We start from the raw sequence: 26164 nt of genomic DNA on the forward strand, positions 1-26164 counted from the left end.
ACGCCTGCCCGTCAGCCGGCGAACGTATAGGCCGTCTTGACGGTGGTGTAGAACTCCATGGCGTAGCGGCCCTGCTCGCGCGGGCCGTAGCTCGAGCCCTTGCGGCCGCCGAACGGCACATGGAAGTCGACGCCCGCCGTCGGCAGGTTGACCATTACCATGCCGGCTTCGGAGTTGCGCTTGAAATGCGTCGCGTGCTTCAGGCTTGTCGTGCAGATGCCGGAGGTCAAGCCGAACGGCGTGTCGTTGGCCACAGTCAGCGCCTCATCATAATCCTTGACGCGGATGACATTGGCGACCGGGCCGAAGATTTCTTCGCGCGAGATGCGCATGGCGTTGGTGGCGCCGGTAAACAGCGCCGGCCTGAGATAGAAGCCGGGAGTTTCGCGCTCCAGCCGCTCGCCGCCGAAGGCGAGTTCAGCGCCTTCCTGGCGGCCGATGGCGATATAGTCCTCATCCTGTTTGAGCTGGGTCTGGTCGACGACCGGGCCGATCTGGGTCTTGGCGTCCAGCGCGTCGCCGATGACCAGCTTGTCCAGGCGTTCCTTCATGGCGTCGACGAAGCGGTCGTGGATCCCTTCGGTGACGATGAGGCGCGAGGACGCGGTGCAACGCTGGCCGGTCGAGAAATAGGCGCCGTTGACGGCACAATCGACGGCCACCGCAAGGTCCGCATCGTCGAGCACGACCAGCGGGTTCTTGCCGCCCATCTCGAGCTGGAACTTGCGCATATGCTCGACACTCGCCGCGGCGACACGCTTGCCTGTGCCGACAGAGCCGGTGAAGGAGATGGCGTTGACGTCCGGACTGTCGAGCATGGCCTGGCCGACGACAGAGCCCTTGCCCATGACGAGGTTGAGAACGCCCTTCGGCAGCCCGGCACGATGCAGGATGTCGACGATGGTCCAGGCACTTTCGGGGACCAGTTCCGCCGGCTTGAAGACGATGGTGTTGCCGTAGGCCAGCGCAGGCGCAATCTTCCAGGCGGGAATGGCGATCGGGAAGTTCCACGGCGTGATGATGCCAACCACGCCGACGCCTTCGCGGGTCATCTCGACACCGACGTCGGGGCGCACGCTCGGCACAAGCTCACCAGACAGCCGCAGCGTCTCGCCGGCGAAGAAGTCGAAGATCTGCGCGGCGCGGATGGTTTCGCCGACGCCTTCGGCCAGGGTCTTGCCTTCTTCGCGAGCGAGAGACCGGCCGATCTCGTCCTTGCGCGCCATGATCTCGTCGGAAGTCTTCTTCAGCACGGCATGGCGCGCCAGCGGGCCGGAGCGCGACCAGGCCGGGAAGGCCGCCTTGGCGGCCGCGATGGCCTGCTTGGCCTCCTCCGGCCCGGCCGAGGCGTATTCGCCGACCACATCGTTGGTGTTCGACGGGTTGATGTTGCGCGAGCCGGCCTCGCCCAGCCACTCGCCGTCGATCAGGTTCTTGCGGAGCACGGTCATCTTCATTCCTTCGAGATTGGCTTGCTTCTTCGAGATTGGCTGGCGTGGCAAAGCGCCGGTCATTTGTCAGACAAATGATATAGCCATGGTCTGCGGAAACGTCTACCCGAGAAGCTTTCGATAAAGGTAGGCGCGCGGCGGTGGAAGTCCACCGGCTTCGTCCGCGCCCCCTGTCACGACAAAGCCCTGACGGCCTCCTTCAGACGGAAAACGACCAGAACAGGCAGGCGAGCGTTGCCGCGGCGAAGATGACGAAGAACAGGCTTCTGAGCAAGATGTTGCGGCGAAGCTCATTCATGGCGAGATGCGCGCCGACGATCGCCGGGACGAACAGGAAGCGCCAGTTGAGAAGGGTCCAAGGCACCTCACGCTGGCCGAGCGCCCATCGAGCGAGAAGCGAACCGACAATGGCGGCGAACAGCACGATCGTTGCCCAGAAGATCGCGTCGGCGGCATGCGTAAGCACAACCCCGGCGGCGCGGATGGGCAGGATCAACATCAACAGCGCGCTGAAGAAATAAATGGCGGCGATGGCCAGGAACGAACCCGCGTCGGCAATGCCGTCGAGGCGCTTAACGCCGAAGGCGCCTTGAGGGTAGCCGTGCTTGGCGACCGCCAGCGACAGCGCCATCAGCAAGGCGCTCAGAACCGTGACCAATGCGAATGTGCCGAGAGCCTTGCTCATGCCGTTCCCTGTCGAGACGAATCACGGGAGTCTAGCAGAGCGCGGCTGCCGAAAACCGCAATTCACCTCGCGGCAGTATCGAAGCGTCAGGGCTCTTGCGAGGCCGAGTGGAGTTCGGCCTTGCGCCGGGCGGTCTCCAGGCCGACGTCGATGAAGCGGCGCGCATGGCGGGCCAATTCCATGTTGTCGGTCCACAATTGCGCCAGATCGCCGTCTTCCTCAAGAGGTTCTCGCCGACGATCTCGGAGGAGAAGGATTCGCGTCGAGCACGACAGCGCAGGCGGGGCCGGTGCAGGCGTGGCGACGACGCTGGTCTTGTCCGGGATATTGGCCGATCTAGGCGACCTGACCGGCCCGATTACACATTGGACGCCTTCCGCCGGCGCTGACCTAACCGATGCGAGCGCCGCTTGCCGGATCGAACAGATGCAGCGCCGCTGGGTCGGCGGCGAGGCGGACCTCGTCGCCCGGTTTGACATTGCTGCGGCCCATGACGAAGACGCAGATCTGCTGGTTGGCCAGCCTGACATAGAATTGCGTCGACAGGCCGAGCGGCTCGACGACCTCGACCTGACCTTTCAGCGGGCCGTCGTCGGCCAGCCGGATGTGTTCCGGCCGCAGCCCGACGGTCAGCGCATCGCCATCCTTCAGCGGCAATCCGTCCGGCAGCCTCAGCTTCTGGCCGTCGGCCAGCACGGCATCGACCTTGCCGCCCTTGGCGACCTTTGCCGGCAAAAAATTCATGCCGGGCGAGCCGATGAACCCGGCGACGAAAGTGTTGGCGGGACGATCGTAGAGCTCCAGCGGATGACCGACCTGCTGCACATAGCCGTCATGCATGACGACGATGCGGTCGGCCATGGTCATCGCCTCGACCTGGTCGTGCGTGACATAGACCGAGGTCGTCTTCAGCTGCTGGTGCAGCGCCTTGATCTCGGCGCGCATGTGGACGCGCAGCTTGGCGTCGAGGTTCGACAGCGGCTCGTCGAACAGGAAGACTTTGGGATCGCGCACGATGGCGCGGCCCATGGCGACGCGCTGGCGCTGACCGCCGGAAAGCTGGCGCGGCAGGCGGCCGAGAAACGTCTCCAGACCGAGGCGCTTGGCGGCGGCGCCCACCCTGCCGTCGATCGTCGTCTTCTCGGTCTTCTTCAGCATCAGGCTGAAGCCCATGTTCGAGGAGACGTCCATATGCGGGTAGAGCGCATAGGACTGAAACACCATGGCGATGTCGCGGTCCTTCGGCGCCACATCGTTGACCAGCCGCTCGCCAATGCGGATCTCGCCGCCGGTGACCTCCTCCAGGCCGGCGATCATGCGCAGCAGCGTTGACTTGCCACAGCCGGACGGGCCGACCAGCACGACGAACTCGCCGTCGGCGATCTCGAGATCGACGCCGTGCAGGATGCGCAGCGCTCCATAGTCCTTCTCGACATGTTGCAGGGTGACGGAAGCCATCGATTATCCTTTGACAGCGCCGGCGGTAAGGCCGGTGACGAGATAGCGTTGCAGGAAGGCGAAGAAGATGCAGACCGGGATCAGCGCCAGGATGGAGGCCGCCATCATCTGCCCCCAGTCGACAGCGAACTTGCCGATGAAGGTGAGCAAGCCGACGGCAAAGGTCTTCTGCTCATCGCTGGAGATCAGCATCAGCGCGAACAGCAATTCGCTCCAGGCGGCGGTGAAGACGAAGCCGAGCGTCGCCCCCATGCCGGGCAAGGTGAGCGGCACGATCACCCGGCGCGTGGCCTGGGCGCGCGTGCAGCCGTCGATCATCGCCGCCTCTTCCAAGTCCTTTGGAATGCTGTCGAAGAAGGACTGCATCAGGAAGGTGGCGAAGGCGGTGTTGAAGGCGGTGTAGATGATGATCAGCCCGGTTAGGCTGTTGGTCAGGCCGAGATCGCCCATGATGCGGTAGATCGGCGGGATGACCATCACCAGCGGGAAAGTCTGGGTCAGCAGAAGCAGGATCGCTAAAGTCGCCTTGCCGCGGAAGGTAAAGCGAGACATCGCATAGCCGGCTAGCGTGGCGATGACGGTGACCAGTGCCGCCGTCGACACCGAGACGATGACGCTGTTCAGGAAATAGCGCGGGAAGTCGGAAGCCTCCAGCACGGTGTCGAAGTTCTTGAGCGTCATTTCCGATGGCCAGAACGTTATGCCTTCGGAATAGAGCAGCCGCTCCGGCGTCACAGAGATCTTCAGCGTCCAGAAGATCGGGAACAGCGCGAAGACGACATAGGCGGCGATCGCGGCGTAGAGGCCGATGCCGCCGGCGATGCGCGAGGAGGTGGAGCGGCCGGCGATCATCAGACATGCCTCACAAGCGTGCGGCGGATGGCGATCAGGCCAACCGCATAGGCAATGAGCAGCACCAGCAGCAGAACCGCGACTGCGGACGCATAGCCTTTGTCCAGCGACTTGAAGGCGCTGACATAGATGTAGACCGGCACCGTGCTGGTCGAGCCTGCCGGTCCGCCCTCGGTCATGACGAAGATCAGGTCGGCGAAGGTCGCGATCCAGATGGTGCGCAGCATGACGGTGATGACGATGGTCGGCGCCAGGAACGGCAGCGTCACCTTGGTGAAGCGCTGCCAGGGCGAGGCGCCGTCGATGGCTGCCGCCTCATGCAGTTCCGACGGGATCGACTTCAACGCCGCAAGCAGAGTGATGGCGAAGAAGGGAATGCCGAACCAGATGTTGGCGACGATCGGCCCCCACATGGCTGTGGCCGGATCGGAAAGCACGTTGGTCGGCTCGGCCTTCAGGCCGAGCGCGAAAAGCCAGTGCGGCAGCGGGCCGATGATCGGGTTGAACAGCCAGGCCCAGGTAAGGCCGGAAAGAAAGGACGGCACCGCCCAGGGCAGGAACACCACGGCCTGCACGACCTTGCGGCCATAAAAGGGCTTGTCGAGCAGCAGCGCCAGACCAAGCCCGAGGAAGAACTGGAAGAACAGGCTGGCGGCCGTCCACCAAAGCGTGTTGACCAGCGCCTGGCCGAGCACCGCGTCGGAGAGCATCGCCTGGTACTGGCCGAGCCCGACATATTCCGATTTGAAGGCGGAGAATTTGCGGAAGGAATAGCTGATGCCGATGATCAGCGGCACCAGGAGCACGACGACCAGCAGGACGATAGCCGGCGAAAGATAGAGCCAGGGCTCGATCGCGGCCTTGCTCAGCCGCTTCTTGCGCGGCCGGCCGGTCGATCGGATTTCGGACACTGCGTAGGTCATCGATTTGGCTCTACGGGTGATGGTGAGGCCAGCGTGGCGACAGCGTCCTTCTCCCCATTCACCGGGAGAAGACGCCGGTTCACCCTCCGTAGCTGCAGCGCAGCTGCTGCGGAGGAGGGCAGGCAGATGAGGAGCGGAGCCGACTTTCAGGATTCGGCGCTGCCCCTCATCCGTCACTTGTCCGTGAATGTCGTTCTCCCAAAACCGCTTCGCACTTTTGGGCGACATTCATCGGGTGACACCTTCTCCCCGCAAGCGGGGAGAAGGAAGAAAGGTCACTTCTTGTTCTTGGCCAGCCAGGCCTGCTGCTCCTTGGTCAGGAACGCCGCCCACTCGTCGGCCACCTGCTTGGCCGGCTTCTGGCCAAGCAGCACTTCCTGGAAGTTCTTGATCGCCACCTGGTCGACGAAGTTGCCGAGGTTTTCCAGATGGGTCGGCGGCGTCACCATTTCATATTTCGAGCTGTCGTTGAGCTCGGTGAACCAGCCCTTGAACTGCTCGGTCTTGAAGTGGGCGTCCTGATCGGCGCCGTTGTGGATCGGGACGACGCCGACTTCCTTGGCCCATTCCAGATTGTCCTTGGGCGACAGCAGCGTCGCCATCAGCTTCCAGGCTTCGTCCTTGTGCTGCGAATTGGCGAACATCGCCCAGCCGGCATAGCCCAGCGTCGGATAGGATTTGCCGCTCGGGCCGACCGGCAGCGGCGCGACCGCAAAGTCGTCGGCGCTCATCTTGTCGGCGATGCCGAGCAGCGCGTCCGGATCCTGGTTGAGCATGGCGCAGGTGCCGGAATAGAAGCCGGTCACCGTCTCGTTGAAGCCCCAGCTCACGGAATCCTTCGGCGCCAGGCCGTTCTTGTACATGTCGGCCAGCATTTGCAGCCCCTTGACCGAGCCCGCGTCATTGATGGTCGAGGTGCCGTCCTCGGTGAAGTAGCCGCCCTTGCCGGCGGCGATGTTCATGAACATGTGCATGCCGTTGAAGGCGCCGGGACCGCCGCGCAGGCAATAGCCGTATTTGCCGGGGATGGCGGAGATCTTCTTGGAGAACTCGACGAACTCGTCGAGGTTTTCCGGCGGACGGTCAAGACCCGCTTCCTTGAACAGCTTCTTGTTCCAGAACAGCGCGTTCACATAATAGCCGTAAGGGATCATGAACTGGGTGTTGTTGACGGTCGAGCCGAACTGCTTGGCCCGGTCGCCGAGCGTCTTGGCGTCGTCCCATTTGGCCATGTAGGGGCCGAGATCCTCGAGCTGGCCGTTGTTGGCATAGAGGCCCATCCAGCGCTCCGGCATCTCGACCACGTCGGGCGTGTCGCCGGCCTGGACCATGGTGAGAAACTTCTCGAACGCCTGACCCCAAGGCAGCGAGACGAGCTCGACCTTGATGCCGGGATTGGCTTGCTCGAATTCGGCGATCTGCTTCTTCAGGAATTCGGTGCGCGGCGGGCTGGTGATGACCTCGACCATCTTGACGGTGGTGTCGGCCAGCGCGGCCCCGGCGGAAATCGCGAGGCCGGCAGCGGCGGCAAGCAGGATTGTCAGTCTTTTCATGTTCGGAACTCCCATTTTGAACACCTTATTTTTTTGCCTTGTCGAAGGCCTGGGCGATGTCGGCCCAGAGGTCCTCGACGTTCTCCAATCCGACATTGAAGCGGATGGTTCGGGGGCTGACGCCGAAGCGCGCCATCGAATTCAGACCCGGCGTCTGCTCGAGCGAGGCCTTGGCGGGCACGACCAGGCTTTCATGGCCGCCCCAGCTGACGCCGATGCGGAACAGCTTCAGCGCATCGACGAAAGCCGGAATGTCGACATCTTCCGCGACCTCGAAAGAGAACAGCCCGGCATAGCCGGCAAGCGTCTTCTTGCCGGGATGGTTGGAGTAGGCGGGATGGTTGACCCGCTCGACCTTGCCATGCGCCTTCAGCCGCTCGGCGAGCGTGAGACCGCTCTTCATATGATGCGGCAACCGCAGCGGCAGCGTGCGCAGGCCGCGCAGCAGAAGCCAGCCCTCGAAAGGCGACAGCTTGCCGCCAAGCGACGAATAGGTCTGCTCGTTGATGTGCTTGATATGCGCGGCCGAGCCCGCCACCACGCCAGCGACGGTGTCGCTGTGGCCGCCGAGATATTTCGAAGCCGAGTGCAGCACCAGATCGACACCATGCGAAATCGGCTTCTGAAAGACGGGCGTCGCCCAGGAATTGTCGATGGTGGTGACGATGCCCCGCTCCTTGGCCAGCCGGGTCAGGTGCTCAATGTCCTGCAGCTCGAACATCATCGAGGTGGGGCTTTCGAGGTAGAGCAGCTTGGCGCCCGGAAGCGCCGCCGCCACCGCATCGGGGTCCGAGCCGTCGACATAGTCGACCTTGATTTGCAAGCGCGGGAACAGGCGCTCGAACAGGCGGTAAGCGTCGCCATAGCAGTTGCGTACGGCAACGATCCGCTCGCCGGCGCCGACGAAGGCGAGCACGGTGGCGCTGATAGCCGCCATGCCGCTGGAAAAGCCCCGCGCGGCTTCCGCGCCTTCCAAGGCCGCGACGCGCGCCTCGAATTCCATCACCGTTGGGTTGTCGCCGCGCGAATAGATCGGCTGCCTTCTCCTGCCGGCAAAGGTGTCGGCCATGTCGGCGTAATTGTCGAAGGTGAAGAGCGATGTCTGGTAGATCGGCGGCACCACAGCGCCGCCGGGGAACGGATCGTCATGCGCGAGAAGAGTCGCCGCCTCGCCGAGATAGTCGCTGGCCAAAGAAGCCGGGTCGAACCCTGTGGGATGCTCGTTCATTTGCGGTCCAAAAGCTTGAGGTTGGCGGCGCCGCGCTTGAGGTCGTTTTCGACAGTAGCGATGAGCTTCAGCGCTTCGGCCCGGGCTCCCTCCGGGTCGTGCGCGGCGATGCGGTCGAAGATGGTGCGGTGATAGGGAAAGCTGGCATGGCCGAAATCGCGCACGCCGAGCGGATGCTCCCAGAAGCGGTGGAACAGCTCGTGCATGGCGCTGATGATCTGCTCGAACAGCGGATTGCCGGAGGCGCGGTAGACCGACTGGTGGAACTCCCAGTCTTCCTCCGACGACATGCCGGCGCGGCTGTGGAAGGCTTCTTCCATGATGTCGAGCTTGCGCTCGATCTCGGCGACCTCAGCCTTGCCGGCGCGGACGGCGCAAAGAGCGGCGGCCTCGGCCTCCAGCGCGCGGCGGATCTCCAGGGTGCGCATCAGGCCGGCAAAGTCGTTGCCGCCGGCAAGGGTCAGCGGCATGTGCAGCATGTCGGGCGAGACCGCCGCCTTGAGGTAAGTGCCGCTGCCTTGGCGCCGCTCGACGAGGCCCAGCCCCTCCCAGCGGGTGAGTGCCTCGCGAACCGTGTTGCGGCTGACCTTAAGGCGCTCGGCCAAGATGCGCTCGGTCGGCAGTTTTTCACCGGGACCCAGCGCCTCCTGCCGCACGAAGCCGGCCAACGCCTTCAGGACCGCATCATCGCGGGCCGTCGTCTGGATCGGCGGGAGAGGGTCGGTCACGCTGGTGAATCAATCCGAAAGTGGCTCAATGGTCCAACCAATTTCTGCATGAACGAAGAGGTGAGTCAACCACGCATGGTGCGATTCGACGATTTCGATCGGCAGCCGACAATGCGCGAGCGGCGTCAGCCGGTCACGCGCCGAGCTTCGCTCCAAGCTGCTCGACTTGAAACGGAGCGACCTGCAGCGGTCCTTCGAGGACCCCTTGCGACAGCAAGGCAGCCTGCCCGAGTTCGGTCAGAGCGTAGATGCCGCGCTCGGCCCTGGCGAACCAGCCATAGTAGTTGTGCAGCAGGATGCTGGCCGCGCGGGGCGCGACGAGTTTCAAATCGCGCGGCCGCTTCGGGCCGTCGGCCAGGGCGGCGGCGCAGGCAATTGCTTCCTGGCGGTATGCGGTCATGATCGGCTTTTGCCGCGTGCTGCCGCCGATGGAGGGATCGCCCTTGCGGCGGTGATGCTCCTCGACCAGCCGCGAGCGCCGCCTCGGGTCGCGCCGCGGCGGCACGGCGGCCGGGCTGAGCAGCAACTCGACCTTGCCTTTCCCGTCGACCGCGAGCAGGCCGAAGCCGAGCCGGCGGCAGAGCGCGCGAAAACGCCGATCGTGCTCGCGGCCCTTGCCGCGCGCCGACATCCGCGCGGCGAGCCAGACCTCGTCGCAGGCCGCCGCCCGATCGACGCCTTGCAGAACGAGCTCGAGATTGAACTGCAGCTTCAGCTCGCAGATGACGACCACGGGCGGCTCGCCTTCGCGCAACCCGACGATGTCGCAGCCGCCGACCTCGCCTTTGACGGTGAAGTCGAGGCTCTCGAGGAACCGCTTCACCGGTGCATAGAGGGACGTTTCCTGCATGGGAGAGGCATAGCCGATTCGAGCCCGGCCGACACGGCAGAAGGCGACGCGACCGCCCGCCGCTATTGCTTGGCGAACTGGCCCCTATAGGTCTGGCCGGCAAGCGTGTAGGTGCCGGCAAGCGTTCCGTCAGGCTGCATCGTAAACGTGATGTCTGCGCCGTTCGGCAGGCGTCCAAGCTTTAATGTGTTCCCGGCGATCCTGCCGGCGCCGTCGGCGATCCCCGGCTTGTTGTCGGCCATATCGCCCCACGCGTAGCTGACCGTCACCTGCCCGGCCGGTGAAACGGTCAGCACGGCCAGCTTGCCTTCAAAGGTGCCATCCAGCCGTCCCGCCCAAATGCCTGAAAACGCCGCATATCGGGCGGGGACACTCTTGCCCGGAGGCGTGATCGCCACGGTTTGGTCGAGCACCGCAGTATCCGGGACAGCGGGAGCCGCGACAGCAGCCGGGGCAGGTTGAGGAGGAGGCGGGGCCTCGGATACCGATCCACAAGCGACAAGCGCCAATGCCGCGAAACCGAGCATCACAGAAAGACTGTTTGGTGGAGCCAATCGGAATCGAACCGACGACCTCTTGAATGCCATTCAAGCGCTCTCCCAACTGAGCTATGGCCCCACTCCCGGCAGTCAGCCGGCGCCGTTTCCGGCGAAGAGATCCGGCGCGGTTGGGCACCGCGCCGTCGTTTAGTGCTGGCGGCTTCTAGCGCCGCCTTCGGTCAAGATCAAGCCTTGAAAAGCCGCTTTTTCGTCACAGGTCAAAATGGCCGGCAAACAATCGCGCCGGGGCCGAAATCAGACCTCGTCCTCGTCGTCGCCGACGCCGATCATATCGGAAACGTCGTCGTCCTCTTCTTCCTCGTCGGCAAGGAAGGTGTCATCGTCATCGTCACCGAGATCGACATCATCCTCGTCGTCGCCGAGATCGGGCAGATCGTCGCCGCCGCCCTTGGTCTCCTCGTCCGCATCTTCGAGCGAGACGATTTCGGCGCCTTCTTCCTCCTCGGAGTCGACTTCCTTGTCGGCGACGTCCTCATCGTCCTCGATCGCGGAAATCTTGCCTTCCTCGAAATAGGAGCGCGGATAGCTCTTGCCGGTGTAGGGCGAGACGATCGGGTCCTTGTTCAGATCGTAGAATTTCCGCCCCGTTTCGGGGTCGACACGTTTTGTGCCAAGTTCAGGTTTTGCCACAGCAAGCCTCGTCAAAAAAAGAATGGTCCCCTTAACCGCAGTTTTCCGCGCTGTCAAAGCCAAAAGCCGGCATCGCAAAACCTTGCATTCGAAGGCCCGCGTGAGGGGATGACCATTGCGGCGCGCCGTGATACGAGACCGCCGCAACACGACGAATTGAGCCGGCCCGCCGGCACCCGCATTTGGAAAAGACAATGTCTCACGCTGCCGCCCCGAAGCCGGCTACGGCCCGCAAATCCCCTGCCCTTGCCGGCACGGCGCGGGTGCCGGGCGACAAGTCGATCTCGCACCGCTCCTTCATGTTCGGCGGCCTGGCTTCCGGCGAGACGCGCATCACCGGCCTGCTGGAAGGCGAAGACGTGATGCGCACGGGCGCCGCCATGAAGGCGATGGGCGCGCATATCGAAAAGACGGGCGCCGAATGGGTGATCCGCGGCACCGGCAACGGCGCGCTGCTCGAGCCGGAAGGCCCGCTCGATTTCGGCAATGCGGGCACCGGCTCGCGGCTTACCATGGGCCTGGTTGGCACCTATGACATGGAGACGACCTTTATCGGCGACGCCTCGCTCTCCGGCCGGCCGATGGGCCGGGTGCTGGAGCCGCTGCGCCAGATGGGCGTGCAGGTGCTGAAAGCGGCGCCTGGCGACCGCATGCCGATCACGCTACGCGGCCCCAAGCATGCCGCGCCGATAACCTATCGCGTGCCGATGGCCTCGGCACAGGTGAAGTCGGCGGTGCTGCTTGCCGGGCTCAACACGCCCGGCATCACCACCGTGATCGAGCCGGTGATGACGCGCGATCACACCGAAAAGATGCTGAAAGGCTTCGGCGCCAACCTGACCGTCGAGACCGACGAGCGCGGCGTGCGCCACATCTTCATCGAAGGCCAGGGCAAGCTGACGGGGCAGACCATCGCCGTGCCCGGCGACCCGTCCTCCGCCGGCTTCCCGCTGGTGGCAGCGCTCATCGTGCCGGGTTCCGATATCGTGATCGAGAACGTGCTGATGAACCCGACCCGCACCGGGCTGCTCCTCACATTGCAGGAGATGGGCGGCCGCATCGACATCCTCAACCCCCGCAATGCCGGCGGCGAGGACGTGGCGGACCTGCGCGTGCGCTCCTCCGACCTCAAAGGTGTCGTGGTGCCGCCGGAGCGGGCGCCGTCGATGATCGACGAATATCCGGTGCTGGCGGTTGCCGCTGTTTTCGCCGAAGGCGAGACGCTGATGCAGGGTCTGGAGGAATTGCGCGTCAAGGAATCCGACCGGTTGTCGGCGGTGGCCAACGGGCTGAAGCTCAACGGCGTCGACTGCAGCGAGGGCGAAGCCTCGCTCGCCGTGCGCGGCAAGCCCGGCGGCAAGGGCCTGGGCGCTCATCCCAACGGGCCGGACACGGCGGTGAAGACGCATCTCGACCACCGCATCGCCATGAGTTTCCTGGTGATGGGGCTGGCGACGGAAAAGCCGGTGACCATCGACGACGCCAACATGATCGCGACGAGCTTTCCGGAATTCATGGGGCTGATGAAGGGGCTCGGCGCCGAGATCGAGTGACGGGCGATGGGTTGGAGCCGAACCGAGATGCAGGCGGAACAGCACCCCGCTTTGTCCTGCCGGACATCTCCCCCGCAAGGGGGGAGATTGGCGGCTCCGGCGCTCCGCTCAATCCTGCAACATAGACAATTGGCGCAAGCCGCGATGACGGCTGATCTCCCCCCAAGCGGGGGAGATGTCCGGCAGGACAGAGGGGCGCGCGAAGGATCGCGGCGCTCATCTTGCTCATTGCGCCTATCGTTCGAGGCGAGCCAATGAGCACCCCCTTCACCATCGCAATCGACGGCCCCGCGGGCGCCGGCAAGGGCACACTCGCTCGCCGGCTCGCCGATCATTACCGCCTGAACCTGCTCGATACCGGCCTCACCTATCGCGCCGTCGCCCATAAGCTGCTCGAGCTCGGTCTGCCGCTCGACAATGTCTCGGCGGCGGAAACCGCGGCACGCCAAGTCGATCTTTCGAACCTCGACCGTACGGTGCTTTCGGCGCATGCGGTAGGCGAGGCCGCCTCAAAGGTCGCCGTCATTCCGTCGGTCCGGCGCATCCTGGTCGACAAGCAGCGCGAGTTCGCCAAGGCGCCGCCAGGCGCGGTGCTCGACGGACGCGACATCGGCACGGTCGTGTGTCCCGACGCCGATATCAAGCTCTATGTCACAGCGAGCGCGGAAGTGCGGGCAAGGCGCCGGCTGGCCGAGATCGAAAGCATGGGCGGCAGCGCCGATCTTGCCACGATCCTCGCCGACATCGAGCGCCGCGACGAGCGCGATATGGGCCGTGCCGACTCCCCGCTCAAGCCGGCGGCGGACGCGCACTTGCTCGACACCAGCGACATGGCAATCGAGGCCGCGTTTCTGGCAGCCATGGCAATCGTCGACCGCGCCATGGGTGCGAAAGACCTCGCCTGAGCTTGGCTATCACGACCGGATCGTGCCTTCGATCGCAGGTCTGCCTGACCTGCTCACGACGGCTACGAAAACCGCCGCGGTGACATAGGCAATCAAGGCGTAAAGCGCTGGCGGGATCGCCATTTCGGCGTTGTTGAGGAGATATTCGCTAAGCGCCAGGGCTATGACGAACGCGGCGTTGTGGATGGCCGTTGCCATGGTGATGGCGACCGCCTGCCGCCTTTCCAGGCGCAGCAGCGACGGAACGGCGTAGCCGAGCGCCATGCTCACCACGTTGAAGGCAAAGGCGGCAAAGCCGACAATGGGCCCCCAGGTCACGATAACCTGCCGCTGATCGACGACGGCAAAAATAACGACCGCCGCAAGAAAAAGCGTCGCCAGTAGCTTGACGGGCCCCTCCAAGCGCTCGGCCAAGGCCGTGTAGCGGTGCCGGACGGCAACTCCGATCGAAACCGGGACAAGCACAACGGCAAAGAACTGCAGGAATTTCTCGATCGGCAGCGGGATGACGTGCCCGGCGCCATAGAAATGCAGCAGCGAAAAATTGGTGATCAATGGCACCGACACCAGCGCCACCATTGAGCTGATCGCCGTCAGCGTCAGGCTGAGCGCCGTATCGCCCTTGGCAAGGTGAGTGAAGAGGACCGCGGACGGGGCGCCGGGACTGGCCGCGAGCAGCATCATGCCGACCGCCATGGCAGGCGGCAAAGCCGAAACCGACACGATGCCGAAGCAAAGGACGGGAAGAACCAGTATCTGCACGATAAGAGCCACCAGGAGGGCCTTCGGTCGCAGCACCACCTGCAAGAAGTCCTGGAGCTTGAGCGACAGGCCAAGCCCCAGCATGATGATGACGAGGGCAACCGGCAGGAAGATGTTGAAAGTGGCGCTTGACTGCATAGTGATGCTCCCCGTGACCATCCATGTCGGCAAGAAGAACTGCAACCGCGAACGCGTAATCGCAAAAACATTCGGGCGGAGCACGCGCACCGCCGCGACGCGCACTTGCCTGACACCGGCGAAGTGTCTATAGAGGCCGCGTTTCTGGCGGCCATGGCTAACCATCAAAGACTGCTGGCCAAGAGAAACAAGGCCTGATCCGGGTTTTCCTCGTGTTTTCCGTTGCCGGAGGCGATGAAAATACCCATATCGGGCACGAACCAGCCTGCCAGCATTCTCTATGCGCCGGACTTGCCGCTTAAGCGGCCGAGGGCTCTTCAGCCCGGAACGCCGGCAGGCTCACGCAACGCTAACCCACGGCGCCCGCTTCGCTTTGTTGTGCGAAGCATTCCAGGAGAAACAATGTCAGCTGCAAATCCCACTCGCGATGATTTCGCGAGCATGCTCGAAGAATCATTCACCGCCGGCCATTCCGGCGAGGGTCAGGTTGTCCGGGGCACGATCACCGCGATCGAAAAGGACATGGCCATCATCGATGTCGGCCTCAAGGTCGAAGGCCGCGTGCCGCTGAAGGAATTCGGCGCCAAGGGCAAGGATTCCTCCCTCAAGGTCGGCGACACCGTCGAGGTCTATGTCGAGCGCATCGAGAACGCGCTTGGCGAGGCCATGCTGTCGCGCGAGAAGGCCCGCCGCGAGGAGAGCTGGGTGCGCCTCGAAGAGAAGTTCACCAAGGGTGAGCGCGTCGAAGGCGTCATCTTCAACCAGGTCAAGGGCGGCTTCACCGTCGATCTCGACGGCGCCGTGGCGTTCCTGCCGCGCAGCCAGGTCGACATCCGTCCGATCCGCGACGTCTCGCCGCTGATGCACAACCCGCAGCCCTTCGAGATCCTCAAGATGGATCGCCGCCGCGGCAACATCGTGGTGTCGCGCCGCACCGTGCTCGAGGAGAGCCGCGCCGAACAGCGTTCGGAAATCGTGCAGAACCTCGAGGAGGGCCAGGTTGTCGAGGGCGTGGTCAAGAACATCACCGACTACGGTGCGTTCGTCGACCTCGGCGGCATCGACGGCCTGCTGCATGTCACCGACATGGCATGGCGCCGCGTCAACCATCCGACCGAGATCCTCAACATCGGCCAGACGGTCAAGGTGCAGATCATCCGCATCAACCAGGAAACCCATCGCATCTCGCTCGGCATGAAGCAGCTCGAGAGCGATCCGTGGTCGGATATCGGCACCAAGTTCCCGATCGGCAAGAAGATCAAGGGCACCGTCACCAACATCACCGACTACGGCGCGTTCGTCGAGCTGGAGCCGGGCATCGAGGGCCTCATCCACGTTTCGGAAATGTCGTGGACGAAGAAGAACGTGCATCCCGGCAAGATCCTGTCGACGACGCAGGAAGTCGACGTGGTGGTGCTCGAGGTCGATCCGGCCAAGCGCCGCATCTCGCTCGGTCTCAAGCAAACGCTGGAGAACCCGTGGGAAGCCTTCGCGCGCAACCATCCGGTCGGCAGCCAGGTCGAGGGCGAGGTCAAGAACAAGACCGAGTTCGGCCTGTTCATCGGCCTGGAAGGCGACGTGGACGGCATGGTGCACCTCTCCGACCTCGACTGGACACGTCCGGGCGAGCAGGTGATCGAAGAGTACAATCGCGGCGACATGGTCAAGGCGCAGGTGCTCGACGTCGACATCGAGAAGGAGCGCATCTCGCTCGGCATCAAGCAGCTGGCCCGCGACACGGTCGGCGAGGCGGCGAGCAGCGGCGAGCTGCGCAAGAACGCCGTCGTCACCTGCGAGGTCACCGCGGTGAAGGATGGTGGTCTGGAAGTGCGGCTGGTCGACAGCGGCCTCGATACCTTCATCAAGCGTTCGGACCTTTCCCGTGACCGCGACGAGCAGCGCCCCGAGCGCTTCACCGTCGGCCAGAAGGTCGACGCCCGCGTCATCGCCTTCGACAAGAAGACCCGCAAGCTGCAGGTTTCGATCAAGGCGCTGGAAATCGCCGAGGAGAAGGAAGCGGTCGCCCAGTACGGCTCGACCGACTCCGGCGCCTCGCTGGGAGACATCCTGGGCGCGGCGCTGAAGAAGCAGGGCAACTAAGCTCCTTCCTTTGTCGAAAGCAAAAACCCCGCCGGAGCGATCCGGCGGGGTTTTTCATTGCACTTTGATCTGTGAGCTCAGGCTCGCCCGTAGAGCGGCACCAGCGTGCCGCTCATCGCCTGATTGGCGGGCGAGGCGAGATAGGCGACCGCCTCGGCGGCGGCCTCGAGGCTGACCCATTTGGTGAAATCGGCGTCGGGCATGTCGGCGCGGGTGGCGGGCGTGTCGAGCGTCGAGGGCGCGACCGCATTGACCAGGATGCCCTTGTGCTTCAGCTCCTCGGCCATCGCCTGGGTCATCGCTGCGACCGCCGCCTTGCTCGCGGCATAGGCGACCATTCCGGCGCCGCGCCTGGGATCAAGCCCGGCACGCGCGCTGACGTTGACGATGCGCCCCGCGGTGCCCGACGTCAGCATCGAGCGCACCGCGGCGCGGCTGCAAAGGAAGGTGGTCCGGGCATTGGTGTCCATCATCTCGGCAAAGGATGCCGTCTCGATCTTTTCGACCGGCGCCATGGTGAAACCGCCGGCAAGATGGATCGAAGCCCAAAGCTCCGGAACCTGATGGTAGAAGGCCTCGACCTTGGCGGAGTCCGACAGGTCGACATTGTGCGCCAGATGGACGCTGGCGTGAGCCGCGTAGGGAAAATGCGGCGGAGCCGCGGCATGCGCATTGGGCACGTGGCAAATCGCGCCCTGCTCCAGCAACCTGCCGACAACCGCGCCGCCGAGCGCCCCGGTGCCGCCCGTCACCACGACATGCCTGCCGTTAAGCGTTTCCGTCATATTTCGACTGCTCCTGTCGTATTCTTATGGTTATGCCGCCCCAGCCTCGAACGTCGCGCCTTTCGCGTTGTCACTCAATTGAAATATCGACATGGCAGGCGTCCCGTCTTTGCATGCGTCGAGACAAAGCCGCGTAACGTGACGCGGCTGCGTCTCGGCCGGATGGGACGGTCGCCAGGACCTTCAATCGACGGTGATTTCTATAACCCGCGGCTTGCCGGCAGTTCGCGCGCGCTTCAGCGCACCGGCCAGGTCACCGACCCCTGTTAGCCGCTCGGCTTCGATGCCGTAGGCCTCGGCGAGCTTGCAGAAATCCGGCGGCGCCGGCGACACGCCGACCGGCTCGACGCCGACATCAAGCATCGAGGTCTCGATCTCGCGATAGCCGCGATTGTTCCAGACGACGAAGATCACCGGCGCCTCGGCGTCGAGCGCCGCGCCGAGCTCCGGCAAGGTGAACTGGAAGCCGCCGTCGCCGGTGAGGCACACGACCGGCGCTTCGGGCACGGCAAGGGCGGCACCGATCGCCGCCGGCGGACCGTAGCCCAGCGCGCCGAAACCGGTCGCGGCATTGAACCAGCCGCCCGGACGGTCGTGGTCGTAATAGAGATTGGCGGCGTAGATCGGCTGCGTCGAGTCGCCGACGATGATGGCGCCGGGCAGCGCGTCGCGGATCGTCTCCACGGCGCGCAGTTGCGCCAGATAGTCTGGCCGCAGCTCCGCCAGCGCGGCCTCTCGCCCTGCGGCAGCGCGGGCTTCGCCGTCTTTCGCGGCGACATGAGCGGCGCCGAGTGCAGCCAGCAGGGCAGAAAGCGCCTCGGCACAATCGGCGTGGATGCCAACCGTCACCGGACGGCGCGCGAGTTGGTCGGCGCCGATATCGATGCGGATGAGGCTCGGCGGCAGCACGAAGCCGCCATCGCCATAACCGTCATAGTCGGTGGGGCCGAATTCGGTGCCGGCGGCGATCACCAGTTCGGCATCCGCCATCAGCGCGCGCACCGCCTTGAGGCTGGGGCTTGCCGGCACCAAGAGCGGGTGCCGATGCAGCAGGCCGCGCGCGTTGGCGGTCTCGACCACCGGCGCGCCGAGCGCTTCGGCGAAGCGTGTCAGCGCCGCGTCCGCTTTCTTGGCACCGCCACCGGCAAGAATCAGCGGACGGCGAGCCGCCTTGATCAACCTCGCAGCCTCGGCAACAGCCGCCGCGTCCGGAGCGGGCGGCGCGGCGTTGCCGAGCACCGGCGCGAGCCCCTCGGCGGGCTTCACCATGACGTTTGTCGGGATCTCGATGTGAACCGGACCCGGCCGCGACGAGGAGAAGACGGCGAAGGCGCGGGCGAGCGCACCCGGCAGTTCCTCGGCCTCGGTGACACGCTCGGAAGACAGCGCCACCTTCTCCATCATGCCGCGCTGGTCCGGCAGTTCGTGCAGGAAGCCCAAACCCTTGCCGAGCGTATCGGTGGCATTGACACCGGAGATCACCAGCATCGGCACCGAATCGGCGCGCGCCTGGCCCATCGCGGTGATGGTGTTGGTGAGGCCGGGTCCGGTGATGACGAAAGCCACGCCCGGCCGGCCGCCGGCGCGGGCGTAGCCGTCGGCCATGAAGCCGGCGCCCTGCTCGTGGCGCGGCGTGATGTGGCGGATCTTCGAACGCGCCAGGCCGCGATAAAGCTCGACCGTATGCACGCCCGGAATGCCGAATACGGTGTCGACCCCATGCGCCTCGAGCAAGGTGATGAGCGCTTCGCCGAGCGTGGTCATTGGTTTTCTCCCTTTGGAGCGGATCACCGTTTAACGGAAACAGTGATTTGCTCTATCTCTTTGTTTGTTACGCAATCCCGGACGGGAAACCGCTTTTCACCTTTTCCTGGAATTGCTCTGGACCGTGATGGCGTTTCGTTGAATTGCCATCCCGATCTAACCTTTGTTGAGCATGATCTTTCTCCGAAAACCGGGTCCTACTTTTCGGGATCATGCTTCAGCGGTGCGAGGCCGAGTTCGGCCTCGACAGCCTTGATGCCAATCGCCGCCAACTCGCCTGGCGAGAACATCTCACCGGCCAGGCAGCCTTCGATCCAAAGCCCGTCGATGATCGCGTTGATGGCGATGGCATGACGGCGCAGCTGACTTGCGTCCGGTTCGCGCTGTTCGGCGGCGAGCACCTCGGCGACGACCGCTTCCACCTCGTTACGAAAGCCAAGATAGCCTTCGCGGTGAGCACGGGCGAGCGTCGGATCCGCACCGGCACGGCCGATGAAGGTCGCCCAGAGCGAAAACACCCGCTGGTCGATGATCGGCGCGCTGAGATTGGCGGTGACGAAAGCTGCAAGGCGTTGGCGAGGCGACGCCTCTTCCATGACCAATGCTGCTTTCGCCTGCTCGGTCATGCGGCCGACCAGCGCCGTATAGGCCCCCTGCAGCAATTCTTCCTTGCCGGGGAAATAGTGCCGGATCAGGCCGGCGGTGACGCCGGCACGCAATGCGATGGTGCGCAAAGTGGCGCCCTGCAGGCCATATTCCGCCACGCAGTCCAGAGTCGCTTCGATCAGATCCTGCCGCCGCCGCTCCTCGCCCTCGCGACGGAACTTGCGGCGCGCAGTCATCGGCGCAGGATCGGCCGTGTCAGGCATGTCGGCCCGCCTTCACAGGCGATACAGAGCGCGTCCGCCTCGAAAATCTCAACCGTGCAGCCGGCGGCCTCCATCGCGGCTTTGGTCTTGGGAAAGCCCGCAACGGCAATGACCTTGTGCGGGCTGGTCGGCAGCACGTTCAGGCTGAGGCCGTTGGAAGCGGCGAATTCTCCGGCGTCGCCTTCGACCAGCCTGATGCCGCGCGCCTTCAGCATCTGATAGAACGGGGCCGGCAAAAGCGGCGAATAGACCAGCGCGAGATCGTCGGCCAGCGGGCTGATCACCGACATCAGATGCAGGCACGCCTCTTCCCCCTGCCACAGCGGCAGATCAAAACCGTAGACGGAAATTCCCAGCGGCGTCAGCAGGTTCGAAACCTGCTGGATGCCTTCCTGGTTGGAGCGGACCCCGCGCCCGATCGCCAGCGTGCGGGCATCCACCCATACGCAATCACCGCCTTCGACCTGGCCAGGAGCCTCGACGCGGCCAAGGATCGGAATGCCCAGCGCTCTGTAGGTTTCCTCATGAAGGGAGGGCTCCCTGGCGCGCAATGGCTTGCCCATGGACAGGATCAGCGCACCGCGGTCGGTCATCAGCGATGGGTCGTGCGTGAACACCGAATCCGAAAGGCCGTCGGCCTTGTCCTCGATCCATTCGATTTCGGCGCCGGAAGCGGCTACCAGTTCAGCAAGGGCCGCGTGCTGCGACGCTGCCTTCGCCGGGTTGAACCCCGGGCCATAGTGCCATTGAGCTCTGTCGGCGTCGCGCATCGCGTTCGCCGCCGACCGCATGAGCACGCGCCGCAGCGGCGCCGCCATGGATTGTGATCCGAAAGCGCTCATCAAATGCCCTTATAGGATGAAAAAAACCGAAAAAATTTCATGAAAGGCTATTTATACACTTGCGCAACAAGGCCGCAAGTGCCGTAATGAACGGGATTGACGGGCTCGCGCTGCCGGGTCCATGCTGAAGTGAGGAGCGGGACAGTACAGCGTATGTTGATGAGCCGGATGGACGTTCGACGAACTGCCGTCGCCCCTATAGAGGTTACCCGGTGAGCGCGGTGGAAGCCGCCGCAGTCCCAGCCGGCCAAGCGCAGAGCGGCGCCGCCGAAGCCATCCATGTCGAGAACCTGCACAAGAAGTTCGGCCAGTTGCATGTGCTGAAGGGCGTTTCGCTGTCGGCGCGCGACGGCGAGGTGATCGCCATCATCGGCGGCTCGGGCTCCGGCAAGTCGACGCTGTTGCGCTGCATCAACTGCCTGGAAAACCCGACCAGCGGCATCATCCGTGTCAATGGCGAGGAGATCAAGCTGAAGGCCGACAGCCACGGCCATACGGTTCCTGCCGACCGCAAGCAGATCGAGCGCATCCGCTCGAGACTCGGCATGGTGTTCCAAAACTTCAACCTGTGGAGCCATATGACGCTGATCGAGAACGTCATCGAGGTTCCGGTGCACGTGCTCGGCGTCAAGCGCGACGAGGCGATCGCCCAGGCCGAGAAGCTGCTCGCCCGGGTCGGGCTGGCGGAGAAGCGCGACGTCTACCCGGCATTCCTGTCGGGCGGCCAGCAGCAGCGCGCCGCAATCGCCAGGGCACTGGCGATCAATCCGCGCGTCATGCTGTTCGACGAACCGACCTCCGCGCTCGATCCGGAACTGGTCGGCGAGGTTCTGAAGGTGATCGGCGACCTGGCGCGCGAGGGGCGCACCATGGTGCTGGTGACGCATGAAATGAAATTCGCCCGCGAGGTCGCGACCCATGTCGTGTACCTCTACAACGGGCTGGTCGAGGAAGAAGGCCCGCCGGAACAGCTGTTCGGCGCGCCGAAATCCGAAAGGCTCAAGCAATTCCTCCGCAATGTCGGCTAGGGCCGGCGTCAAGCGGAGCGAAAACCGGGAACGACAACAAACTGGGAGTCCTGAAATGAAGACTGTTCTCAAGACCTTCGCCGCGGCGCTGCTGTTCGGCGTCGCCGCGATGGGCGTGGCCAAGGCCGATCAGGTCAAGATCGGCGTCGCCGCCGAGCCCTACCCGCCATTCACGTCGCCGGATGCGACGGGCAAATGGGTCGGCTGGGAGATCGATTTCATCGACGCCGTCTGCGCCGAGGAGAAGCTCGACTGCGTCATCACGCCCGTTGCCTGGGACGGCATCATTCCGGCGCTCACCACCAAGAAGATCGACCTCATCGTCTCCTCGATGTCGATCACCGACGAGCGCAAGAAGACGATCGACTTCTCGGATAAGTATTACAACACGCCGACAGCAATCATCGGACCGAAGGATCAGAAGTTCGGCGCCACGCCGGACGATCTTAAAGGCAAGGTGATCGGCGTTCAGGTGTCGACCGTACATGCCGTCTACGCCAAGAAGCACTTCACCGGCGCGCAGGAGATCAAGGAATACCAGACGCAGGACGAGGCCAACAACGATCTCGCCGCCGGCCGTCTCGATGCGGTGCAGGCCGACTCCATCGCGCTCGGCGAATTCCTCAAGACGGACCAGGGCAAGGCCTGCTGCGATCTGAAGGGCATGGTCGCGCCGGACGACGAGGTGCTCGGACCGGGCGTCGGCGCCGGCGTGCGCAAGGAAGACACCGCGCTCAAGGAAAAGATCAACGCCGGCATCAAGGCCATCCGCGCCAACGGTAAGTACGATGAGATCTCGAAGAAATACTTCGACTTCGACATCTATGGCGGCGCCACGCAGTCGAACTGACGCCTCCTTTTGATGTTGGGGGCATGGCCAGCGCCATGCCCCTTGGCCCAAACCTTGCCACGCATGCCCGCCGCTGAACGCTGCGGTCGGCGGCTGCCAGCAATTCGGGGGCGAAGCTGATCAATGCCTTTCTTCCGGCCTCGGCGGCCGGCATCATCGAGCTCCTGTCGCCCGTGCCGCCCGGCTGGGGCGGCACCCTGCTGGTCGGATTGCTGCATTCGATCGAGATCGCCATCGGCGCCACCTGCCTTGGCCTTTTGATCGGCACCGGCGGCGCCTGGGGCAAGCTCTACGGCGGACCGGTGGCGCGCGATCTGCTCGCCGTCTACACCACGGTGGTGCGCGCCGTGCCGGAACTGGTGCTGATCCTGCTGCTCTATTACGCCGGCACCGATCTCATCAATCAGCTGCTGACCGCGATGGGTTACCAGCGCGTCGACATCAGCGGGCTGGCCGCCGGCATCTTTGTCCTTGGCGTCGTGCAGGGCGCCTATTCGACGGAAGTCATCCGCGGCGCCATCCTGTCCATCCCACAAGGCCAGATCGAGGCCGCCCGAGCCTATGGCATGCCGCCCGGCCTGATGTTGAGGCGCATAACATTGCCGGCAATGCTGCCTTTCGCCATTCCCGGCCTTGCCAATCTCTGGCTGATCGCCACCAAGGACACCGCGTTGCTTGCCGTCGTTGGCTTCTTCGAACTGACGCTGGCGACGCGTCAGGCGGCCGGCGTCACCAAGGCCTATCTGGTCTTCTATCTTGCTGCCGGCGCGCTTTATCTGGCGCTGACGCTGTTTTCCAACGTGATCATCGGCCGCGTCGAGGCCTGGTCGCGGCGCGGCATGCCTTCCGTCAAGGAGGCGCGCTGATGTCGGCCGAAGCGACCGCGATCAACATGGCGGCGCGTGCCTCGCTCTGGCTGAAGCCGCACCGCATCGTGCTGATCCTAATCGCGCTGGGATTGGTCCTCTGCGCGGCCTTCGTCATGCGCTGGGACTGGCTGCCGCAATATTGGCAGATGGGGCTGCTCGGCATCTGGCGGTCGCTGTGGATCCTCGTCGTGACCTGCGCGCTGGGCTTTATACTGGCCGTACCGCTTGGGCTGGCGCAGGCCGGTGGGCCGTTCTGGCTCGCCGCACCGGCCAAGATCTTCTGCACCATCATTCGCGGCACGCCGCTGCTGCTGCAGCTCTGGCTGCTCTACTACGGGCTTGGATCGCTTTTTCCGCAATATCCATGGATTCGCGAGTCCTGGATGTGGCCCTATCTCAGGCAAGCCTGGCCCTACGGCGTGTTGGCGTTGACCTTGTCATTTGCCGGCTATGAAGGCGAGGTGATGCGCGGCGCCTTCGCCGGCGTGCCGAAAGGGCAGCTGGAAGCCGCGCGCGCCTTCGGCATGAGCCGCTTCAAGATCTTCCGCCGCATCTGGCTGCCGCAGGCCTTCTTCCGTGCGTTGCCGACACTGACCGGCGAAACCGTGCTGCAGCTCAAGTCGACGCCGCTGGTGGCGACGATCAGCGTCATCGATATCTTTGCCGTCTCGTCCAAGGTGCGGCAGGACACTTATCTCACCTACGAGCCCTTGCTGCTGCTGGCGCTGATCTACATGACCATCACCGGCATCCTGGTTCTCATCTTCAGCCGCATCGAGGCCCGGATTCCGGTCAAGATCGGTTAGTAGGGGAATAGGGGAATAGGGGAGTGTTCAGCCACGATCCGCGTTCACATTTCCATCCCCATTCGCTATTTGCTCCACAATCTCCCCCTACTGCCTTATTCCCTTACTCCCCTACTTCCTCAGGACGGCTCCGATGCAACTCACTCTCGACCAGGCAACAGGGCTGTGCCGCATGGCGGCGCTCGGCGCCGGCGCCAATGAAGAAGTCACGCAGTCGCTGGTTGCCTCGATCATCGCCGCGCAAGCAGAAGGCCTGTCGGCGGTCGGCCTGTCGCATTTCATCGACTATCTGGAGGCCATCGAGGACGGCCGCATCGACGGCGATGCCGATCCGGTCGTCACCCGGCCGGCGCTGGCCGTCTACCTCTCCGACGCGCGCGGCGGGCTTGCCCATACCGGCTTCGACCGCACTATAGATGACCTCGTCAAGGCGGCGAGGCTGTTCGGCGTCGCCATCTTCTCGCAAAGGAACGCCTATACCTGCGGCGCGCTCGGCTATTTCACCGGACGGCTGGCAGCGCAGGGGCTGGTCTCGTTCGCCGCCACCAACGGACCGGCGGTGCTTGCAGGCTCGGGCTCGGTCAAGCCGGTCTACTGCACCAACCCGATGTCCTTTGCCGCGCCTGCCGCGGACGGGCCGCCGTTGGTGATCGACCAATCGTCGAGCGCCACCGCCTTCGTCAACATCCGCAAGGCGGCGGAAGACGGCAGAAAGATCCCCGAGGGCTGGGCACTCGATGCCAGCGGCAATCCGACCACCGATCCAGCGGCGGCGATGAAGGGCGCGATGCTCGCCTTCGGCGGCCAGCGCGGCGCTAACATCGCGCTTATGGTCGAGGTGCTGGCGGCGGGGATTTCCGGCGCCAACTGGTCGCTCGACGCACCCTGGTTCTCAGGCGGGCCGGACAGCCCCGGAACCGGGCTCTTCGTGCTCGCTATCGAGCCCAAATTGGTCGACCCGGATTTTGAACAGCGCATGAAGGACCAGCTTGACCGGCTGCGGCGGCGCTACGGCGTGCACATCCCCGGCCGCGCCCGGGCAGAGGCCGCTGAAAAGGCGACGGCGCGCGGTGTCGATATCCCGAAGGCGGTCGTGCAGCGCATTTCCGAATTCGCCGAACGCTACTCGGCCTGATCGAGGCATCGCCCGGCAACAAGGCGCGCATTTGTTTCGCGCCGCTTTGAACCTTTCTTAGCCCGGCAGCGACCCATCAGCGGCACCCCACATCGCAAGCCGCAAAAGGGTGGCTTGGGTCGCGGCTTGCGATTGGCGGCCGTCGCGCCGGGCGTCCAGGGCCGGGGCGGGCGTGCTTGCTTCACGCCGCCTTGATACCGTCTCAGGTCAGGCCGCCTCGTTGGACCCTGTTTCGATGCGCTCACTGCCCGGAAAACCCCGCCTCGGCGGGGTTTTCTGTTTCTCACTGCGGCAATAAAACATGCGAAAGTTCGTCAGGTTTATTCTATTTGACGGAGTGGACGCCTTTGCGTCCGTCAAATCAGCAAAAAGGAGACCGCATGTTCGCCAGCACCGACACGTCCAGACCAAGGCTTATCGTTCCGGCCCTAGGCGGACTCTATGCGACGCTGAACAATGCGGCCGAAACGCTGCTGCGCGCCGTTGCCGGGGCGTTCCTCGCCATTCATGGCTCGCAGAAGATCGTCAATCCGTTTGGCGCCACGGAAATGGTCGAAGGTCTGGGCTTCTATCCTGGCGTCTTCTGGTCGCCGCTGCTCGCCTGCACCGAATTCTTCGGCGGCATTTTGATTGCCATCGGCCTCGTCACCCGCCCGGCCGCTTTCGCCGGCCTGATCGTGCTTCTGGTCACAGTATGGTTCCACTGGGTCACCATGGGCCAGGGCTTTTCGGGCGCGGAAAAGTCGCTGCTCTGGGCGGCAATCCTCGCCTTCTTCGTCATCCGAGGCGGCAACCGGCATTCGGTCGACGCGCGCATCGGCCGGGCGTTCTGAGCGGCTT

The 26164-nt window shown here is 64.2% G+C and carries 25 protein-coding genes, 1 tRNA gene and 2 pseudogenes; 10 read left to right on the forward strand and 18 right to left on the reverse strand.

Annotated elements, in window-relative coordinates; all coding sequences use genetic code 11:
- Window positions 1–11 precede the first annotated feature (11 nt).
- From EJ078_RS12905 to EJ078_RS12965, 13 genes and pseudogenes are all read right to left on the reverse strand, one after another.
- Window positions 12–1451, reverse strand: coding sequence for an aldehyde dehydrogenase family protein (locus EJ078_RS12905; protein WP_127217070.1), 1440 nt, complete (start codon window positions 1449–1451; stop codon window positions 12–14).
- A gap of 199 nt (window positions 1452–1650) precedes the next feature.
- Window positions 1651–2136, reverse strand: a complete 486-nt coding sequence (locus EJ078_RS12910; RefSeq protein ID WP_095824342.1) for a hypothetical protein — start codon at window positions 2134–2136, stop codon at window positions 1651–1653.
- A gap of 86 nt (window positions 2137–2222) precedes the next feature.
- A pseudogene (locus tag EJ078_RS12915) lies at window positions 2223–2395 on the reverse strand (sugar phosphate isomerase/epimerase); the annotation flags it as partial.
- A gap of 131 nt (window positions 2396–2526) precedes the next feature.
- The gene (gene ugpC, locus EJ078_RS12920; protein WP_095799193.1) at window positions 2527–3594 is read right to left on the reverse strand and encodes a sn-glycerol-3-phosphate ABC transporter ATP-binding protein UgpC; all 1068 of its coding nucleotides are present in this window, start codon (window positions 3592–3594) and stop codon (window positions 2527–2529) included.
- A 3-nt stretch (window positions 3595–3597) separates the two neighbouring features.
- Entirely contained in the window at window positions 3598–4446 is an 849-nt protein-coding gene (locus EJ078_RS12925) for a carbohydrate ABC transporter permease (RefSeq protein WP_127217482.1), read from the reverse strand.
- Entirely contained in the window at window positions 4446–5369 is a 924-nt protein-coding gene (locus EJ078_RS12930) for a sugar ABC transporter permease (protein WP_095777012.1), read from the reverse strand. Before EJ078_RS12930 ends, EJ078_RS12925 begins: the two co-directional genes overlap by 1 nt.
- Before the next feature lie 275 nt (window positions 5370–5644).
- On the reverse strand, window positions 5645–6922 hold the full coding sequence (locus EJ078_RS12935; RefSeq protein ID WP_127217014.1) for a sugar ABC transporter substrate-binding protein: 1278 nt from the start codon (window positions 6920–6922) through the stop codon (window positions 5645–5647).
- A gap of 25 nt (window positions 6923–6947) precedes the next feature.
- Window positions 6948–8150, reverse strand: a complete 1203-nt coding sequence (locus EJ078_RS12940) for a PLP-dependent transferase (protein WP_095824343.1) — start codon at window positions 8148–8150, stop codon at window positions 6948–6950.
- Window positions 8147–8878: a FadR/GntR family transcriptional regulator gene (locus tag EJ078_RS12945; RefSeq protein WP_067324712.1), complete on the reverse strand. Its 732-nt coding sequence runs from the start codon at window positions 8876–8878 to the stop codon at window positions 8147–8149. Before EJ078_RS12945 ends, EJ078_RS12940 begins: the two co-directional genes overlap by 4 nt.
- Before the next feature lie 133 nt (window positions 8879–9011).
- The gene (locus tag EJ078_RS12950; RefSeq protein WP_127217015.1) at window positions 9012–9728 is read right to left on the reverse strand and encodes a DUF2161 family putative PD-(D/E)XK-type phosphodiesterase; all 717 of its coding nucleotides are present in this window, start codon (window positions 9726–9728) and stop codon (window positions 9012–9014) included.
- 62 nt (window positions 9729–9790) lie between these two features.
- Window positions 9791–10141: a hypothetical protein gene (locus EJ078_RS12955; protein WP_245299804.1), complete on the reverse strand. Its 351-nt coding sequence runs from the start codon at window positions 10139–10141 to the stop codon at window positions 9791–9793.
- Window positions 10142–10270: 129 nt separating this feature from the next.
- Window positions 10271–10346: transfer RNA gene (locus EJ078_RS12960), tRNA-Ala, on the reverse strand.
- Between the two features lie 176 nt (window positions 10347–10522).
- Window positions 10523–10918 carry a TIGR02300 family protein gene (locus tag EJ078_RS12965; protein WP_067003406.1) on the reverse strand — a complete coding sequence of 132 codons (396 nt, stop codon included), beginning with the start codon at window positions 10916–10918 and terminating at the stop codon, window positions 10523–10525.
- Between the two features lie 194 nt (window positions 10919–11112).
- Between EJ078_RS12965 and aroA the strand changes: the two genes are divergently transcribed.
- A complete protein-coding gene (gene aroA, locus EJ078_RS12970) occupies window positions 11113–12471 on the forward strand; it encodes a 3-phosphoshikimate 1-carboxyvinyltransferase (protein WP_067003404.1) in 1359 nt (452 codons plus the stop codon).
- Window positions 12472–12725: 254 nt separating this feature from the next.
- Window positions 12726–13376 (forward strand): (d)CMP kinase, encoded by a 651-nt coding sequence (gene cmk, locus EJ078_RS12975; RefSeq protein ID WP_127216881.1) that lies wholly within the window; start codon window positions 12726–12728, stop codon window positions 13374–13376.
- A gap of 9 nt (window positions 13377–13385) precedes the next feature.
- Here the strand turns inward: cmk and EJ078_RS12980 are convergent, their stop codons facing one another.
- Window positions 13386–14276, reverse strand: coding sequence for a bile acid:sodium symporter family protein (locus EJ078_RS12980; RefSeq protein WP_127216882.1), 891 nt, complete (start codon window positions 14274–14276; stop codon window positions 13386–13388).
- Between the two features lie 96 nt (window positions 14277–14372).
- Here EJ078_RS12980 and EJ078_RS30435 point away from each other — a divergent pair.
- Together EJ078_RS30435 and rpsA are read left to right on the forward strand one after the other, a co-directional pair.
- Window positions 14373–14474, forward strand: a pseudogene (locus EJ078_RS30435) (cytidylate kinase); the annotation flags it as partial.
- Between the two features lie 204 nt (window positions 14475–14678).
- The gene (rpsA, locus tag EJ078_RS12985) at window positions 14679–16376 is read left to right on the forward strand and encodes a 30S ribosomal protein S1 (RefSeq protein ID WP_067003396.1); all 1698 of its coding nucleotides are present in this window, start codon (window positions 14679–14681) and stop codon (window positions 16374–16376) included.
- A 77-nt stretch (window positions 16377–16453) separates the two neighbouring features.
- Here rpsA and EJ078_RS12990 read toward each other — a convergent pair whose 3' ends face one another.
- The 4 genes from EJ078_RS12990 to EJ078_RS13005 form a co-directional block, all read right to left on the reverse strand.
- Entirely contained in the window at window positions 16454–17161 is a 708-nt protein-coding gene (locus tag EJ078_RS12990; protein WP_127216883.1) for an SDR family NAD(P)-dependent oxidoreductase, read from the reverse strand.
- Between the two features lie 183 nt (window positions 17162–17344).
- Complete coding sequence (locus tag EJ078_RS12995; protein WP_127324262.1) at window positions 17345–18925, reverse strand: 5-guanidino-2-oxopentanoate decarboxylase; 1581 nt, start codon at window positions 18923–18925, stop codon at window positions 17345–17347.
- 197 nt (window positions 18926–19122) lie between these two features.
- The gene (locus tag EJ078_RS13000) at window positions 19123–19794 is read right to left on the reverse strand and encodes a TetR family transcriptional regulator C-terminal domain-containing protein (protein ID WP_127216001.1); all 672 of its coding nucleotides are present in this window, start codon (window positions 19792–19794) and stop codon (window positions 19123–19125) included.
- Entirely contained in the window at window positions 19764–20636 is an 873-nt protein-coding gene (locus tag EJ078_RS13005; protein ID WP_127216000.1) for a dimethylarginine dimethylaminohydrolase family protein, read from the reverse strand. Before EJ078_RS13005 ends, EJ078_RS13000 begins: the two co-directional genes overlap by 31 nt.
- 212 nt (window positions 20637–20848) lie before the next feature.
- Here EJ078_RS13005 and EJ078_RS13010 point away from each other — a divergent pair, with 212 nt between their 5' ends.
- The 6 genes from EJ078_RS13010 to EJ078_RS13035 all read left to right on the forward strand — a co-directional run bounded on the left by EJ078_RS13010 (window position 20849) and on the right by EJ078_RS13035 (window position 26157).
- Window positions 20849–21664, forward strand: coding sequence for an ABC transporter ATP-binding protein (locus EJ078_RS13010; protein WP_067003385.1), 816 nt, complete (start codon window positions 20849–20851; stop codon window positions 21662–21664).
- Between the two features lie 55 nt (window positions 21665–21719).
- Window positions 21720–22514, forward strand: a complete 795-nt coding sequence (locus EJ078_RS13015; RefSeq protein WP_067324186.1) for a transporter substrate-binding domain-containing protein — start codon at window positions 21720–21722, stop codon at window positions 22512–22514.
- 200 nt (window positions 22515–22714) lie between these two features.
- A complete protein-coding gene (locus EJ078_RS13020; protein ID WP_127216003.1) occupies window positions 22715–23380 on the forward strand; it encodes an ABC transporter permease subunit in 666 nt (221 codons plus the stop codon).
- Window positions 23380–24189, forward strand: a complete 810-nt coding sequence (locus tag EJ078_RS13025; protein WP_127215999.1) for an ABC transporter permease — start codon at window positions 23380–23382, stop codon at window positions 24187–24189. Before EJ078_RS13020 ends, EJ078_RS13025 begins: the two co-directional genes overlap by 1 nt.
- A 133-nt stretch (window positions 24190–24322) precedes the next feature.
- On the forward strand, window positions 24323–25324 hold the full coding sequence (locus EJ078_RS13030) for an Ldh family oxidoreductase (RefSeq protein WP_067324184.1): 1002 nt from the start codon (window positions 24323–24325) through the stop codon (window positions 25322–25324).
- A 380-nt stretch (window positions 25325–25704) separates the two neighbouring features.
- Window positions 25705–26157, forward strand: coding sequence for a DoxX family protein (locus EJ078_RS13035; RefSeq protein WP_067324182.1), 453 nt, complete (start codon window positions 25705–25707; stop codon window positions 26155–26157).
- The last annotated feature ends 7 nt before the right edge of the window (window positions 26158–26164 follow it).

The organism is Mesorhizobium sp. M1A.F.Ca.IN.022.06.1.1 (assembly GCF_003952605.1).
In the GTDB taxonomy this organism is placed as follows: domain Bacteria; phylum Pseudomonadota; class Alphaproteobacteria; order Rhizobiales; family Rhizobiaceae; genus Mesorhizobium.

Coding starts and splice junctions, on each gene's coding strand:
- EJ078_RS13000 (WP_127216001.1), bottom strand. CDS start 19,794: ATGCCTGACACGGCCGATCCTGCGCCGATGACTGCGCGCCGCAAGTTC.
- EJ078_RS12910 (WP_095824342.1), bottom strand. CDS start 2,136: ATGAGCAAGGCTCTCGGCACATTCGCATTGGTCACGGTTCTGAGCGCC.
- cmk (WP_127216881.1), top strand. CDS start 12,726: ATGAGCACCCCCTTCACCATCGCAATCGACGGCCCCGCGGGCGCCGGC.
- EJ078_RS13035 (WP_067324182.1), top strand. CDS start 25,705: ATGTTCGCCAGCACCGACACGTCCAGACCAAGGCTTATCGTTCCGGCC.
- EJ078_RS12930 (WP_095777012.1), bottom strand. CDS start 5,369: ATGACCTACGCAGTGTCCGAAATCCGATCGACCGGCCGGCCGCGCAAG.
- EJ078_RS12980 (WP_127216882.1), bottom strand. CDS start 14,276: ATGCAGTCAAGCGCCACTTTCAACATCTTCCTGCCGGTTGCCCTCGTC.
- EJ078_RS12990 (WP_127216883.1), bottom strand. CDS start 17,161: ATGACGGAAACGCTTAACGGCAGGCATGTCGTGGTGACGGGCGGCACC.
- EJ078_RS13015 (WP_067324186.1), top strand. CDS start 21,720: ATGAAGACTGTTCTCAAGACCTTCGCCGCGGCGCTGCTGTTCGGCGTC.
- EJ078_RS12905 (WP_127217070.1), bottom strand. CDS start 1,451: ATGACCGTGCTCCGCAAGAACCTGATCGACGGCGAGTGGCTGGGCGAG.
- EJ078_RS13030 (WP_067324184.1), top strand. CDS start 24,323: ATGCAACTCACTCTCGACCAGGCAACAGGGCTGTGCCGCATGGCGGCG.
- ugpC (WP_095799193.1), bottom strand. CDS start 3,594: ATGGCTTCCGTCACCCTGCAACATGTCGAGAAGGACTATGGAGCGCTG.
- EJ078_RS13025 (WP_127215999.1), top strand. CDS start 23,380: ATGTCGGCCGAAGCGACCGCGATCAACATGGCGGCGCGTGCCTCGCTC.
- EJ078_RS12935 (WP_127217014.1), bottom strand. CDS start 6,922: ATGAAAAGACTGACAATCCTGCTTGCCGCCGCTGCCGGCCTCGCGATT.
- EJ078_RS13005 (WP_127216000.1), bottom strand. CDS start 20,636: ATGAGCGCTTTCGGATCACAATCCATGGCGGCGCCGCTGCGGCGCGTG.
- EJ078_RS12940 (WP_095824343.1), bottom strand. CDS start 8,150: ATGAACGAGCATCCCACAGGGTTCGACCCGGCTTCTTTGGCCAGCGAC.
- aroA (WP_067003404.1), top strand. CDS start 11,113: ATGTCTCACGCTGCCGCCCCGAAGCCGGCTACGGCCCGCAAATCCCCT.
- EJ078_RS12950 (WP_127217015.1), bottom strand. CDS start 9,728: ATGCAGGAAACGTCCCTCTATGCACCGGTGAAGCGGTTCCTCGAGAGC.
- EJ078_RS12925 (WP_127217482.1), bottom strand. CDS start 4,446: ATGATCGCCGGCCGCTCCACCTCCTCGCGCATCGCCGGCGGCATCGGC.
- EJ078_RS12995 (WP_127324262.1), bottom strand. CDS start 18,925: ATGACCACGCTCGGCGAAGCGCTCATCACCTTGCTCGAGGCGCATGGG.
- rpsA (WP_067003396.1), top strand. CDS start 14,679: ATGTCAGCTGCAAATCCCACTCGCGATGATTTCGCGAGCATGCTCGAA.